The organism is Paenibacillus sp. J22P218, from assembly GCF_056269195.1.
The window spans coordinates 578823-594464 of the sequence record NZ_JBWDNL010000003.1; the positions used below are offsets into that span (position 1 = coordinate 578823).

The 15642-nt window shown below is 55.1% G+C and carries 7 protein-coding genes; all 7 read right to left on the reverse strand.

All coding sequences use genetic code 11. The features are described 5' to 3' along the window. Window positions 1–40: 40 nt before the first annotated feature. The 7 genes from AC0YN0_RS17315 to AC0YN0_RS17345 all read right to left on the reverse strand — a co-directional run bounded on the left by AC0YN0_RS17315 (window position 41) and on the right by AC0YN0_RS17345 (window position 15581). The gene (locus tag AC0YN0_RS17315; protein WP_475822367.1) at window positions 41–2782 is read right to left on the reverse strand and encodes an alpha-mannosidase; all 2742 of its coding nucleotides are present in this window, start codon (window positions 2780–2782) and stop codon (window positions 41–43) included. A gap of 86 nt (window positions 2783–2868) precedes the next feature. Further along, complete coding sequence (locus AC0YN0_RS17320) at window positions 2869–6012, reverse strand: beta-galactosidase (RefSeq protein ID WP_475822368.1); 3144 nt, start codon at window positions 6010–6012, stop codon at window positions 2869–2871. After that, window positions 6009–7328: a glycoside hydrolase family 125 protein gene (locus AC0YN0_RS17325; RefSeq protein WP_475822369.1), complete on the reverse strand. Its 1320-nt coding sequence runs from the start codon at window positions 7326–7328 to the stop codon at window positions 6009–6011. The genes AC0YN0_RS17320 and AC0YN0_RS17325 overlap by 4 nt, the downstream gene beginning before the upstream one ends. A gap of 945 nt (window positions 7329–8273) precedes the next feature. Continuing rightward, window positions 8274–11375 carry an alpha-mannosidase gene (locus AC0YN0_RS17330; RefSeq protein WP_475822370.1) on the reverse strand — a complete coding sequence of 1034 codons (3102 nt, stop codon included), beginning with the start codon at window positions 11373–11375 and terminating at the stop codon, window positions 8274–8276. A gap of 2 nt (window positions 11376–11377) precedes the next feature. After that, on the reverse strand, window positions 11378–13621 hold the full coding sequence (locus AC0YN0_RS17335) for a glycoside hydrolase family 3 N-terminal domain-containing protein (protein WP_475822523.1): 2244 nt from the start codon (window positions 13619–13621) through the stop codon (window positions 11378–11380). A gap of 79 nt (window positions 13622–13700) precedes the next feature. Further along, the gene (locus tag AC0YN0_RS17340) at window positions 13701–14618 is read right to left on the reverse strand and encodes a carbohydrate ABC transporter permease (RefSeq protein WP_442048442.1); all 918 of its coding nucleotides are present in this window, start codon (window positions 14616–14618) and stop codon (window positions 13701–13703) included. A 24-nt stretch (window positions 14619–14642) separates the two neighbouring features. Then, the gene (locus AC0YN0_RS17345; RefSeq protein WP_475822524.1) at window positions 14643–15581 is read right to left on the reverse strand and encodes an ABC transporter permease; all 939 of its coding nucleotides are present in this window, start codon (window positions 15579–15581) and stop codon (window positions 14643–14645) included. Window positions 15582–15642 lie beyond the last annotated feature (61 nt).

The window sequence follows — 15642 nt, forward strand, 5'->3', positions numbered from 1 at the left end:
ATCATGAAGAATGTTCGGGAAGTTTGTAGAATTGAGTCTATTATTTTGCGTTAGCAGCCATTCCGATCGTCACGATCTGGTATGGTTGAACCTTCAACGACGGCTGGCCGGAGCCATTCGCTTCAAGCGCGGCACCTTGTGTTTCCAAGATGTCGCTGCTGTATGGCGAGCTAGCGTTATGAAGAGACAACGCCGTCTCGTTCGCACCCATGTTGAACCAGCGCAGCATGACATCGTCGCTGCCCGGCTTCAGCTTCATGGAAGAGAAGGCGAGCCCGCTGCCTGCTTCCCAGCGGATTGGCGCATGCGCCGGCGCAACCGCGCCTTCGTGTACGCCCGTCTGGCTGGATGTCCATGGTACTTGGAACTGGTAAGCAGCTGCGTAAGCGCCGCCGTTCATTCCATTGCCGCCGTGCGGTATTAAGCAAAGCTCTACCGTGCTCTCGCCTAGGCATTGCGCCTCCGGCGTAGGGAAGTAACCCCAGTCGCCAAGCTCTCCTACTGCCCGCAGCAGCGTAACCGCGATCGTGTTGCGACCGTCCCTCAGCACCTCGTACTCGTTCAACCCGAGGTTCGCAACGGTCAATCCCGCATCGACGCCGCTTACGTCGACGAATGCTTGCTGATGCTGGGCGTTGCTTGGATTGCTCCACTCCGGCGCAGGTTCGTTGCCGCGCTCGGCGATTTCGAACATCGAATCTACCCGGTGCGTGCTCGCAGCCAGATCGGTAGGGAACAATGCCCGGAGGCGGTGATCCTTCGCTTGATTATTAAAAGTAGCTTTGATGTTCAGCCCTTTGCCGCTGCGCTCCAAGGACAGCACCGTACGAATCGTCATCGTCACCATCTCATTCGAGCGGCCCGACTTGCGTTCAGGATAGTAGATCAGCTCGCGCTGCTCCTCATCCAGCTTGCTCTCCGCCGATGCCGGCAGCTGCCAGTCATGCGTAATTTCGAAGGAAGCGCGGAACGGCGTATCCTCGATCAGACGGATACTCGCCTTCAAGTCTTTCGTCGTAAGCGCGGCTTCTCCATTCGGCTGCTTGTACATATACTCGTTGCCGATGTCGCCCGTGTTCTCATATACGCCGAGATCGCGGTACTTGGTGCCGCTCGCTTTATCCGTCAGCGTGTAAGAACCGTCTTCCGCAATCGTGACCAATAGACGGTCATTTTCCATCGAAGCAGCTCCCGTCACCATGGAGGCGCGGTTAGCTTCATTCGTCGGCGCTGTTGCGTCGGTTTTGACCAAAGCGTACGTCTTCCAGCCGAGCGCCGGCACTTGAGCAGCCTCGAACGTCAGCTTCACCCGGCGGCACATGTACGGCTGGCGGAACTTATCGTCCGGCAGATCGTAGCCGAATTGCAGCCCTAGATCCTCCATGGTGTATGCCGTTTCCGTTCCCTCAGCATCGATGAGTACGCGACCAGATAGATCGGTCTCCTTCACGATTCGTGCGGCTTCCTCTAGGGTATAGCCGTCGCGGAAGTAAAGACGCAGCGCGTCGAGCTCTACGGTCAGCACGCCCGAACGCTCCCAGCCCGTCGTATTGAATACGACGACGGGCAGCGCGTCTTTGCCGTGTTGGCCGAAGCCCGTTGTATCAATCGCATCGGATAGCGCCGCTTTGCTGCTGTCGATGATCGATTCTGCGACATGGCGGCTTTTGTCAAAGCGGGTAACCATTTCGCGGTGAACCTCATCGACGCTGCATCCGCAGATGCTGTCATGCGGATGGTTCTGCATTAATGTTTTCCATGCATAGGTGAACAGATGATGCGGATAGGCTTGTCCCGTAAGCTTGGCTAATGCCGCCAGCGGCTCGGCAACCTTCTCCAGCATCGCTTGTCCGAGCTGATTCATCTGCTTCAGATAGACACGGGCCGACGCCGTGTTGACGAGCGTACCCCAGCCGTCTGTCCGCTGGCTTCTCAGCTCGCCCTTAACCGAGGATAGCGCTTGATCCATCGATTGATTAACGGCGACTAAATAATCTTCGAACGTCGAATGGATAAACTCCGTGTCCGGGTACAACTGACGCGCCGTCTCCAGCGCCTCAGGCAGATCAAGCTGAATCGGCTGGTGATCGCAGCCGTTCATGTACAGCAATTGGTTGGTGGATGCGTACTTCTCGGCGTCAGCCAGCTTCCGCTCCCAGTAATCGGCTGCCTCTTGTTTATCGACCGGTACCTCGTTGCCGTTGGAATACCAGTTGGCGAACAGGATGCCGAGCACCTTGGAGCCGTCCGGCCCTTCCCACAGCAGCTCGGAGAACGACGACTCGTAGCCGCCGTCGGATACCGTGTTATTGAAGCCCGTCGGTTTCACGCCGCGTCCGAAGAACGCATTCGTAATGCCGGCTTGCAGCATTAATTGAGGCGTCTGCCCCGTTAAGCCGAACGTATCGGGGAAATAGCCGATTTTGGACGGCGTGCCGTATTGAAGCGCGTCCTGATGCCCAATCTGCATATTCCGTACGTTCGCTTCGCTGCTCGTAAGGAACGCGTCTTGCAAAATATACCAAGGGCCGATGATGATGCGGCCTTCTTGAATGTATTTTTCGAGCCGCTCGCGACGTTCGGGGCGGACCTGCAAATAATCTTCCAGGATGATCGTTTGTCCATCCATATAGAAGCTTTTGTACGCCGGATCTTCTTCAAGCTTATCCAGCAGCGCATCCACCAGCTCGACAAGGCGGACGTGATGTTTCTCGTAAGGCAAATACCATTCCCGATCCCAATGCGTATGGGAGATAATATGCGCCGTGCGTTTTTTTGCCATGATGTTAATCGCCTCCACCGTTAGGAGCCTGCCGGCTCCCGCTTTATTCTCTTTTTGTTAGCTCATCTATGCATTTTCAGTCATCCCTATTCGGTGACTACCACGTTTACCTCGTTCGGACGATAGACCGACAGCAGCCGTCCCTCGCGATCCGCGAAAAATAACACGCTGCGCTCTTTCTCCAGCTTGAACGCATAGGATATGCCAGTGCTCTCATCCTTCACGGCGATATCGGCGTCCCAAGCATACTCCGATACAAACACATATAAATATCCGCTCTCGTAGCTCAGCTTCCGCCCATACACGCCGGACAGGTCGCCGCCGGACAGCCATTCGAGGCCGCCCTTAGCGCCAGCCGCGTCAGCGGCGTAACGGTACAGCTTCACAAGCGGCTCGAGCCGATCGTTCAGCTCAATCGGAAGCGAGCTCCAGAGGAATCTGCCTTTGCCAATCGGCATTTCAAACAATTCATAACCGCCAGCTGCGTTATTCCGCTGTTCCGCAGCGCCATCAACGGGCACTTCCTTCGCGATCTCCGCGATGCGGCGGTGGCCGTACGATACCGGCAACGCTTCGCCTTCAAGTACGAGTCTCTCCTCGCGTTGAACATTGCGAACGTCCGTTGCGCCCAGCTTGTCTTCTACGCGCCCCGTCACATGCCAGTAAGCGTCCAAGCTTAGCGGACCTGTTGCAAGCAGCGTAGCTCCGGTTTGCTCTGCAACGACGAATAGCTGGCGGAGCGCATCGCTGTCTACGTTATGCGCGCTTGGCAACACGATCAGCTTCGCAGGCTGCGCCGTTAGATCGTCCAGATGATACTCCGATACGCCTCGGAACGGAAGGTTCAGCTCGTAAGACATTGCCCGCGTGAGGCGTGTCGTCCCGTCAAAAGCGAGCTTGCGATTCGAGAAGTCATTCGAATACGGGAATACGACTGCAATATCCTCCAGCTCCCGATCTCCGAGCAGATGGCCGATCTCGCTTATGAAAGCGCCGAAATCGTACGATACGTCGGCTTCCGGCTTCTCCGTTCCATCCGCGCGAAGCGCGCCGATCTGCGATTCGTTCGCGTTATCCATGTAGAAGTTCGTATTCCAAATCCATTGGATCGCTCCAGCACCGCCCGTTGCAAAGGCGTATGCGTACTTACGCTCCAAGAAGCCGCGAAGCTCCTCCTCAGAACGCTTCGCCCTGCCGTCCGGCGTCTCCACGTACATAATGCCCGTTTCCTGAATGACATTCGGCTTATCCGCCGTCTTCGCGAAGATTCCGTCCCATAACAGATAATCGTTGAACCACCAGGAGTGAACGGTCGTATAATCGACCGCTTCCGCATAGAAGAACGGCGAAGGCCGTTGAGCGCCAAGCGCCTCGTCCTGTCCGACCGTTACAAGATGGTTCGGACAAAGCTCCTTGATCGCGGCTGTCAGCTCCGATGCCCATCTATTGTGCATGTCCATCGAGAACAGCACGTAGTCGAGCCAACGCGTCCCTTTTTTCGCCGAATGAATGTCCTGAATGCTGAAGTTGATCTCCTCGGCCTCGGGAGGCTTAGCGGATGCAAAGTCAGGCAATTGCAGCGGCGTCAAATTCCAGTGCTCTCTCAGCACATCGATTGAGCCATGACGCTTCTCCAGCCATTCCGCAAATGCGGCTTGCTCGAACGGATCGCGGCAAGATCTCGGTCCGTCGGAAAAAATCTGAGCAGGATCGAACATGGACGGCTCGTTGATAAGATCCCAGTCGATATTCGTTGTCTCGCGATGCCTGGAGACGATCGAGCGAATGAACCGCTTCTGCGCTTCCACGCTGCGCGGATCGAGGTAAGGATTGAGTCCTTCCCACGGCTCCGGCGTGAAGGAGAAGAAGGTGAACGTCAACTGCAGATCATGACGCTTCGCCGTTAGGACGAAAGCATCGATCGCGCGCAACACTTCCTCCGACGCATGACCGTCAACCTGCATAATATTGCGGTAGGCCGTCCATATACCCGTGCGGATCCAGTTGATGCCGGCTTTTTTCATTTGAGCCATATCGCGGTCCCAGACCGCCGCATTCGGCAGGAACAGGAATTTGCGAGCAACGTCGCTCGTCATATACGTCATGCCGACGACAGGCATCGTTTTGCCGTTCTTCACGAAGAAGTCGCGTCCTATTTGAATCGGTTCCCCTTGCTTCAGCAGCTCGTCGTCCCTGCCCCAGAAGCCTTGCTTCAGCACGCGTACTTCTCCGCTCGGCGCTTCGGCGCGGCAAGTAACGCGATAGAAGCCGCTTTCGATATCAAAAGGCAGCGAAATGCGGACGATATTATGCCAGTCCGTCACTTCCTCTTGCCAAGTTTTTGTCCATAGAACTTCTGCTTCGCCTTCACGTTGGACGGTTAGATCGAAGCTCCACGTAGTAGACGCGCTTGCAGCGGAGCGGCTTAACCGCTGCGTCTGCAGCGTCAGCTGCGCGCGGTCGCCAGCTTCATAAGAAGCATAATTCGGCTTCAACCACAGTTCTGTTACGCCGCGAGCGGCGAATGCCGCCCAGCTCGCCACATGCTCCGCGCCGCCGGCAGACCAGAAGTCGGCCGTAAGCGGCTGGCCGACGAACAGCCAGCGGCCGCCCTTGAACGGTCCGCCGACATGCTCCCAAAGCACAGCCGGAGCCGATACTTCGCGACCCTCCGCGCTAATGCCTTTCAACAGCGGATAGACGCGCGTGTCCATCGGACCCGACGAACCCATCTGATGCGGGAGGTCGCTGCTCTTCGTAACATGCGGAACCAGATTCCACGTATCGTGAATCGGCAGCAAAGTCTCGCTACCTTCGAATAAAGGAATATCGCCCAGCGCTTCGTGTTTTGCCGCGCGGCTTCCGTCTACCCGAAGCGCTTCATGGATATGAAGCTGCTGATGATAGGCGGTTTGCTCCGCTTCCACGATCCACTCGCCGCCTTCTTGGCGAACGGGATGCTTGAACGGCGCTCCGCCAATGCTAAGCAGGCTGCCTCCACGCTGCAAGAAATCGATGATATCCGCCCACGCAGCCTTCGGGAAGTACGGCGCGTGCATATTAATGAAGCAGCCGCCTTCAGCCGCGCGAAGCGCGGCGCCAAGACCTTCTGCGTCTACTGCCGTTCCGATCTCCGTCAATCCCGTCAATGCCGCGGCCGCCTGTGCCGCATTCATTGCGCCGCTGATCGGGAACGCCGGATCGGCGAATAGGATGAATCGGCTCATCATAGAAGACCGTCCTTCATCGCTTTGTACACCAGCTGCGAGAACAAGCTGTTCGACCAAGCGAACCATTTTCGAGTGAAGATCGTCGGATCGTCGGAATGGAATCCTTCATGCATGAAGCCGGTATCCGCATCGGTTGCTTCCAGCATATCGATCATCGCAAGCTTCTCTTCGTTCGTCGTTGCCGTCAAACCTTGCATGGACAGCGCCATATGCCAAATGTAGCCTGGAGGCGTATGCGGGCTTCCGATTCCTTTGGCCGCTTTGCCTTCATAATAAAAAGGATTGCTGTGGCTAAGCGCAAATCTTCTTGTGTTCTGATACACCTTATCATCCGCAGTTACGTATCCGAGATACGGAATCGAGACGAGGCCCGGCGTGCCGGCGTCGTCCATCAGGCAGTAATTGCCGAAGCCGTCCGTCTCGTAAGCGTAGATAGGACCGAATTCGGGATGGCGATAGATGCCGTACAGTTGAATGCCATGATCGATGTCCGCTTCTAGGCGCTTCAACTTCGCAAGCAAGTCCATATCGCGGAATACCCACTCGGCGAACTCCTGCATTTGGCGCAGCGTCACAACCGCGAACATATTGCCCGGAATGTTGTAGTGGAAGTCGCAAGCGTCGTCGCTCGAACGGAAGCCCGACCAGACCATGCCCGTATAGTTGACCGGCATGCCTATTCCATCATTGCGTATCGAGTCCTCCTTGATGCCGTTATCCCGCGTGAAACGGTACGGCGATTTCTCGAAATGATGCTGCTCTGTTTTGAACAAATCATAGATCGTGATCATCGCTTGCTTGAAGCCGGCGTCGAAAATATCCGTAAGACCTGTTTCTTTCCAATACTGATAAGCCAGTCGGATTACGAAGCAAAGCGAGTCGATTTCGAACTTGCGCTCCCAAACCCATGGCGACATTTCCGTCTCGTCGGTCGTATTCCAATGCCAATCGTTCGCCGTTTCGTTGAACGCGTTCGCGTAAGGGTCAATGCCGATATAAGCGATATGACGTTTGATTAGGCCGCTGATAATACGTTGCAGGTCGGCGTCATCCTTAGCAAGCGGCACGTAGTGAATCACCTGCTCGACGGAATCACGCAGCCAAAGCGCTGGAATATCGCCGGTAATGACGAAGGTCGTGCCGTCGTCCATCAGCTTCGTCGTCGTTTCCAGCGTATTCGGAAAACAGTTCTTAAACAGCTGAAGCAGCTTAGGGCGATGCGCCAGCTTCTGCTCCGCTTCTTTCAACACGTCTTGAACCGCACCCGGCAGTTCAAGCGTAGGCATTGGTATCTTAGGCAATCTGAATTGTTCCACAGCGAATCTCTCCTCTGTCCATATGAAGTTAATCTTAGTGTTCCGCATACTTCTATCCGCCGCATTGACTCCGAAAAAGCCTCCTACGACGGTGTCCCTGACCAAATAGAGCTAGGATGTAGCCTTATTTCGCAAACTAACGTGTGTTTAGGCAAAATAGAGCTAGAAACTAGCTCTATTCGCCGCGTTGACTCCGAAAAGGCCTCCTACGACGGTGTTTCTGGCCAAATAGAGCTAAAAGGTAGCTTTATTTCGCAAACTTTGGTGTGTGTCTAGGAAATAGAGCTAGAAATTAGCTCTATTCGCCGCATTGCCTCCGAAAAAGCCTCGTACGACGGTGTTCCTGATCAAATAGAGCTAAAATGCAGCCTTATTTCGCAAACTAACGTGTGTTTAGGCAAAATAGAGCTAGAAATTAGCTCTATTCACCGCGTTGCCTCCGAAAAAGCCTCGTACGACGGTGTTCCTGATCAAATAGAGCTAAAATGCAGCCTTATTTCGCAAACTTTGGTGTGTGTCTAGGAAATAGAGCTAGAAATTAGCTCTATTCGCCGCGTTGCCTCTGAAAAAGCCTCCTACGACGGTGTTCCTTGATCAAATAGAGCTAAAATGCAGCCTTATTCGCAAACTAACGCGTGTTTAGGCAAAATAGAGCTAGAAATTAGCCCTATTCGCCGCATTGCCTCCAAAAAAGCCTCCAACGACGGTGTTCCTGATCAAATAGAGCTAAAATGCAGCCTTATTTCGCAAACTAACGTGTGTTACGGGAAAATAGAGCTAGAAATTAGCTCTATTCGCCGCATTGCCTCCGAAAAAGCCTCCTACGACGGTGTTCCTTGATCAAATAGAGCTAAAATGCAGCCTTATTCGCAAACTAACGTGTGTTTAGGCAAAATAGAGCTAGAAACTAGCTCTATTCGCCGCGGTTATTGCCAATGCTTCTATTTAAAAGGTCAATTTTATCGTTTTGATTTCATACGGCGCGAAGTGCAGCGTGATCAGACCGTCTTCGGCCATGATCGGCTCAAGCTCTTCCTCCAACGCGTTGGAAACCCGCGCCTGCGAGAAAGCATGCGGCCAGCCAAGCGTGACGCTCTCGCGGCCGCCGGACGATTCGTACAGACGGATGACGATACCGTCGCCGTCCTCGGCAGGTTTCACCGTGTCGACGACCACATGCTCGCCGTCGAACGAAATATACGACTGCTCCGATACCGCCGGCGATTCCGCAAGGGAAACCGAAACAGCCTCGCTGTTAAGCTCCGCCGCCTTGCGCAGCGTATGCGCCTCTCGCCAATCGCCCTCATGCGGATACAGCGAGTAAGTGAACGCGTGCTCGCCAAGGTCGGCGGTAACATCCGGCCATTTTGGCGCGCGCAGCAACGACAGGCGAATGACACCGTCTTGGATATCGTATCCATATTTGCTGTCGTTCAACAAACTTACGCCGTAACCGCGCTCGGATACATCGGCGAACCGATGGCCGCAAACCTCGTATTGCGCCTGCTCCCAGCTCGTATTGCGATGCGTCACTCGTTCCAAAGCGCCGAAAGGAATTTCGTAGGTCGCCTTATCCGTCACGATATCGACCGGGAATGCGACCTTCAGCAGCTTATGCTCCTCGTTCCAGTTCACCTTCGTCACGAAGTCGATCCGCTTGTCATCACGGTACAGAATCATGTCCTGGCTAATGTCGGATTGTCCGATCCGCCAGCGGAAGCGCAGCACGTCCATCGTCTCGCCCGTCAATACGACTTCCTTGCCCAGCAGCACAGCGTTTCCGGCTGGCTGTTGCTCATAACGGTCGTCGATATCCCAAGCGTCCCATAACGTCGGGCGGTCATGGAAGAAGTCGAACCGGTTGCCCGTCTCGCCGTTCTTCAACACTTCCCTGCCGGCCTGCTTATCGATCAAGCTTGCAATTTCGCCGCGTTCGTTGAATGTAATCAGGTAAAGCTCGGTTTCCCATCTATCCTCAAGCGGAGCAAGAGCTGCATCAGCCGAAATCGCAGCACCCTCACGCTTCAACCCTATCGTCTTATAACCAAGAGCCGGAACGTTCGGCACTCTGATTACCGCCGAACCATCCTCAGTCATCCGGTCCATCGACAGCTTCACTCCATTGCTATCGTAAGCCTGCAGATCTGAAGCAGCGTCCGCCAGCCGCAGCATGACGTCACGACTCCAGCCGAGACTGTTGAATACGACAAGCGATTCGCCAGCCGCGCCGCCAGCTCCGATTCCGGCAGTCAGCTCTTCAAGCCCCGCCTGCAGACCAGCCCGGCCCTTCGCGAACACTTGCTCATATTCCTTCGTCGAAGTCTCATATGCTTCCGTGATCGCCGAACCAGGAATAATATCGTGGAACTGGTTAAGCAGAATCAGCTTCCAGCCCTCATGCAGCTCAGACTTGACGGAATCCAGCCGCGCTTTGTCGCCACCGTCATAAGCAAGCGATTGCCATAGCTCGGCTTCCCTGTACAGAATTTCCGCTTTGCGATTGTACAACTTATTGCGTCCATGCGTGGTATACGTGCCGCGATGAAGCTCCAAATATAAGTCGCCGCGCCACTTCGGAAGCGAAGACGATGCCTCGTCGGTGCCAGCGAAGAAATCGGCCGCCGTACTGTAGCGGCTGGCCGGTTGCCCGACCATCAGCTCTGCGCGGTCGATGTACTCCAGCATTTCGCGGGTTGCCCCGCCGCCGCCGTCGCCATGTCCGAACAACAACATCTGCTCCGCATGTTTATCCTTCTCGCGGTAAGACTGCCAGTGATCGTGCACGTCCTTCGGCAGCGTGTTTTCGTTGACGCCGTGATTCAAATACGAGAGCATCGGCGTGCCGTCGATGCCGACCCAATGGAACAGGTCGTAAGGGAAAACGTTCGTATCGTTCCATCCAAGCTTCGTCGTCATGAAATAACGAATGCCGCCATGCTTCAATATCTGCGGCAGCGAAGCGCAATAACCGAACGTGTCCGGCAGCCACTCGATCTCCGAGGTTATGCCGAACTCTTCCCGATAGAACCGCTGCCCGTACAGCATTTGACGCATAAACGATTCGCCGCTCGGAATGTTCAGATCGGGCTCGACCCACATGCCTCCGACCAGCTCCCAGCGTCCTTCGCGGATTCTGGCTTTCACCCGCTCATACAATTCCGGGTCGTTCAGCTTCAAGTATTCGAACAATAACGGTTGACTCTGCGTGAACCGGTATTGCGGATATTCATTCATTAAGGCATCGACCGTCGAGAACGTACGGCTCGTCTTCCGAACCGTCTCCCGCGCCGGCCACAGCCAAGCGATGTCGATATGCGATTGGCCGACCATATGCATCAGACCTTCCGCATTGCCGCCGATCCGCTGAACCTCGGCACGCAGCCGCTCCTCGATGGCTGCGACCGCTCCCGTCACGGGCAGCGACCATTGCCGCTCGTCTAAAGATACGAACGCGTCCATCGCTTCATACAGCGCGGCCATTAACCGGCTGCGCCGTCCATCCTGCTCGGGAATCAGCAGCATGCTGTCTCTTACGACCGTTGCCGTGTACATCAGGCTTTGCACGGGATGATTCACTCGAACGAGCAAGCTGCGGATCGCCGTCATCGGAGGCTGAATAACAGCCTGCTGATTAAGCGGATCCACCGGTTCGGGAATCGGATCGTACATCTCGATCTCCAGCTCCAACCGGCCGTTACCGCCCCCTATGCTTTCGCTCAGCGTAACAAACGTATGATTCCGATCAATCCCTTGCGCGGAAGCGCCGTTAACGCGCAGCAGCCCCTCGCCGCCGGAATCGAAAATCAAGCCGATACCGCCGCTGCCCGCCCAACCGGCAGGCAGCTCCAAGCTTTTACGGAAAAAATAAGTCGTGCCTTGTTTGCTCGGAAAACGGCTGTAGTCGTTTCCTTCCGGATAAGGAACAATTCCTTCATACTGTCCCGGCAGCACATAAGTCGAGCGGTCGATCGTCCAATCGTTCAGCTCCACCTGCTCGAGCCACTGGCGCTCCGAAAGCTCGCGTATAAATCGTCTAATCCGCTCCATCCTTACTTCGCCTCCCGGACGATGAGGTCTGCGCTCAACGTATCCTGCACATTGCGCCCCACAAGCACGCGGAACAAGCCAGGCTCTACGACAGGCACCATGTCCTTGCCGATATATTGCAACTGCTCGGCTCCAACCGTGAATGTAACGGTACGCTTCTCGCCAGGAGCAAGCATGATCTTCTCAAACCCCTTAAGCTCACGCTCCGGGCGCGTCACCTTGCTCGCAACATCGGACACATAGAGCTGTACGACCTCCGCCCCTGAGCGATCACCTGTATTCATAACGTCCACCGTCACCATCGCTTCCTCGCCCACGGCGAGCTCAGCCGGTTCGACCGACAAATTCGAATACTCAAACGTTGTATAGCTAAGCCCGTATCCGAACGGATACCGCGGCTGCGAATCTTCCTCCAAATACCTCTTGCCTCGCGAACGCTTGCCGTTGTAGTAAACCGGCAGCTGCCCGGTATGCTTCGGAATCGATACCGTCAGACGACCGGACGGATTCTCGTCGCCGAACAGCACATCGGCAATCGCACTTCCGCCCTCCTGCCCCGGATACCAAGCCTCCACGATCGCATGCGCGTTCTCGTCGATCCACGGCTCTACGATCGGACGGCCGTTAATGTACACGACGACGACCGGCTTGCCGAGCTTATGCACTTCCTGAACCAGTTCCAGCTGCACGCCGGACAAACCAAGCGAGACGCGGTCGATGCCTTCGCCGCAATCCATGTCGTTCCACGCATTTTCCGTTACCTTCGAGGCGCCGGTGCGCAGATCGATCGTGCCTTCGCCGAAGTCGCGCGCGCTCGAGCCGCCGACGACCATGACGATCGTATCGGCCGCAGCGGCGCATGCCAGCGCCGATTCGAACCCTTCGCGCGACTCGCCGCGAATGCGGCAGCCCGGCGTGTACAACACCGCGTCCGGATCTTCCTTGTACCGGCTGCGAATCGCTTCCAGCACGGTCACGACCTTATCCTTCGGCTGCGGCGACGTATAATCGCCAAGCTGATTATAGAACGCGTCGGCATTCGGACCGATGACCGCAATCCGACCCGCGGTCCCCTTCTCCAGAGGCAGCGTCCCGCCATCATTTTTCAGCAACACGATGCCCTCTCCTGCAATACGGCGCGCCAACGCGATATGCTCCTCGCTGCCGATCAGCTTCTCCGCCCGATCAGGGTCGGCATAAGGCTTCTCGAACAAGCCGAGCTCGAATTTCAACGCCAGAACGCGAGCAGTTGCCGTATCCAATACAGCCGGATCAAGCTTGCCCTCGCTCAAAGCCTGCAGCAAATACTGCCCGAACATAACGCCTGACATTTCCATATCGATGCCTGCCGTTATGGACTGCACGGACGCGTCCAAGCCGTCTTCGGCTACGTCATGTCCGGACGCCAGCATATCGATCGCCCCGCAATCGGTAATGACCATGCCGTCGAAGCCCCACTCGTCGCGCAATATATCCTGCAGCAACTCGCTGCTCGTCGTACACGGCACGCCATCGATTTCGTTGTAGGCCGTCATGATCGATTTCGCTCCTGCTTCAACCGCCGCCTTGAACGGAAGCATATCAACCTCAAGCAGCTCGCGCTTGCCCATATGAACCGGACCGGCGTTGCGTCCACCCTCCGAGCTGCCATACCCGACGAAATGCTTCAACGTCACGGCCACGCTATCTTCATGAGCAAGCGACTCGCCTTGGAAACCTTCAACGGAAGCTTTCGCATATTCTGCGATCAAATGCGGATCTTCGCCGAAGCATTCCTCCGTACGCCCCCAGCGCGGATCGCGCACGACGTCGAGCACCGGCGAATACGTGACGGCGCCGCCTTGGCTGCGCGTCTCCTTCGCCACGGCGCGGCACATCTCGCGATACAGCTCGACGTTCCACGCGCTGCCTAACGACAGCGGCACCGGGAATACCGTCGCCCCGATCGCCATATGGCCGTGCGAGCATTCCTCGCCGATCAGAATCGGAATGCCAAGCCGCGAATGCTCCATCGCGTAACGCTGAATCGCATTGACCGCTTCCGCGCCCTCGCGCGGCGACAAGCCCGACTCCAGCGTCACGCCCGTCCATGGATCGGCGCGAAGCGCGCCGTACAAGGAGCCGACGCCCCCAGCTTCGACTTGCTGCTTGAACGATTCGGCAAGCTCTACTTTGCCGTCCTTATGCTCGTAAGTCTGCCAGCCGAACGGCTGCAGCAGCTGTCCGACCTTCTCCTCGGGTGTCATTCGGCCGAGCAGATCGGCTACCCGTTCCGCTACAGGACGATGGCTCTCTTTGTATATCACGTATGATCGCTCCTCTCTTCTATTCCTTAACCGCTCCGACTGTCAAACCTTGAATGAAATAACGCTGGAAGAACGGATAAGCGAAGATGATTGGTCCCGTCGCCAGTACAACCATCGCCATACGCGACGTATCCTGCGGCATATTGCGCAGCGCCTCAAGTCCAAGCGAGCTGTTTTGCGAATTTTGCATAATGAATTGAAGATTGGTCTCGATACGCATCAGCATCGATTGCAGCGGCACGAGATTCGGATTGTCGATATAGAGCAAAGCGTTGAACCAGTCGTTCCAATAACCGAGCGTGCTGAACAGCGCGATCGTAGCCAGACCCGGCAGCGACAGCGGCAGAACGAGCTTAATGAATGTGCCGAACTCGCCGGCGCCGTCGATTTTACCCGATTCGATGACTGCATCAGGCACGCTCGTGCTGTAGAACGTCCGAAGAATCATAATATAGAACGCATTAACGGCCAGCGGCAAAATAAGCGCCCAAACCGTATCTTTAAGACCGAGCAATTGCGTCGTCACAATGTAAGACGGCACAAGACCGCCGTTGAACAGCATCGTGAAGAAAGCGAAGAAAGCGAAGAAATTGCGGTATTTGAAGCTTTTGCGCGACAGCGCATAGGCATATAGGGCAATGAACAGCAGGCTGACGATCGTGCCCACGACGGTGACGAAGATCGTTACCCCATAGGAACGAAGCAGCGTATCGCCTGTTTGGAATACATATTTATAGGCCTCGAGGCTCCACTCCGTCGGAATGAGTCGGTATCCGTCCCTTGCCAGAGCGTTCTCATCCGTAAACGAAATAATGACTACGAACAAAAATGGAAATACGCATATAAAAGAGAATAGGCCGGCGAACAAATTAAAGGCCGCGTTCCATGGCGTAGACAGCTTATGGAAATCTCGTTGTTTTTTCTTAACTAGTGACATTTGGCGTCAACTCCCTTCCGAAGTTTAGAACAAGGCGTTATCTTTATTGAATCTGCGCACGATATAGTTCGACGTAATGACCAGAGCGAATCCGACTACCGATTGATACAAGCCGGCCGCCGTGCTCATGCCGATCTCGCCTGTCGTTTTCAGACCGCGGTATACATACGTGTCGATAACGTTCGTGACGGAATACAACGTTCCCGAATCCCTCGGCACTTGATAGAACAAGCCAAAGTCTGCGTAAAACACTTTACCTACGGCTAGCAACGTCATGATCGTAATGATCGGCGACAGCAGCGGAAGCGTAATGTTGCGGATTTGCTGCCATTTGTTAGCTCCGTCGATCATCGCCGCTTCATAAAGCGATTTGTCGATGCCCATAATGGCCGCCAAGTAGACGACGCTGTTATAGCCGACTGCTTTCCATAGATAAATGAACACGATGATATAAGGCCAGTACTTCGGATCGGAGTACCATTGCATCGATTCCCAGCCGAAATATTCGAACACATAATTCAACAGGCCGCGCTCCGAGCTTAGGAAGCTGAACGCAAAATATCCGACAATTACCCATGACAAAAAGTACGGAAGGAACATGCCGGTCTGATATAGCTTCGACAGCTTCTTATTCGTAATCTCGGACAATACGACGGCCATAAGCACCGCCAGCGCAAGACCGACTACGATGAACACCGCGTTATACAAAATCGTGTTGCGGGTAATGATATAAGCATCGTCCGTGCTGAATAGAAACTTGAAATTATCGAGACCTACCCATTTGCTGTTGACGATGCTGGCCCAGAACCCGTCTCTGTCGAACCGGTATTCCTTGAACGCGATAACCGTCCCGAGCATCGGGATATAGGAGAAGAACAGAAACCATAGGGCACCCGGAAGCACCATGAGCAGCATTACTTTATTTTTAACGACGTCTTTGAAAATAGCGCCGAGCGTTTTCATAATCATCCCTCCAGACTCCTGATAGCGTAAAAAAGAAAAGAATCGGGCGAAGATTCTTCAC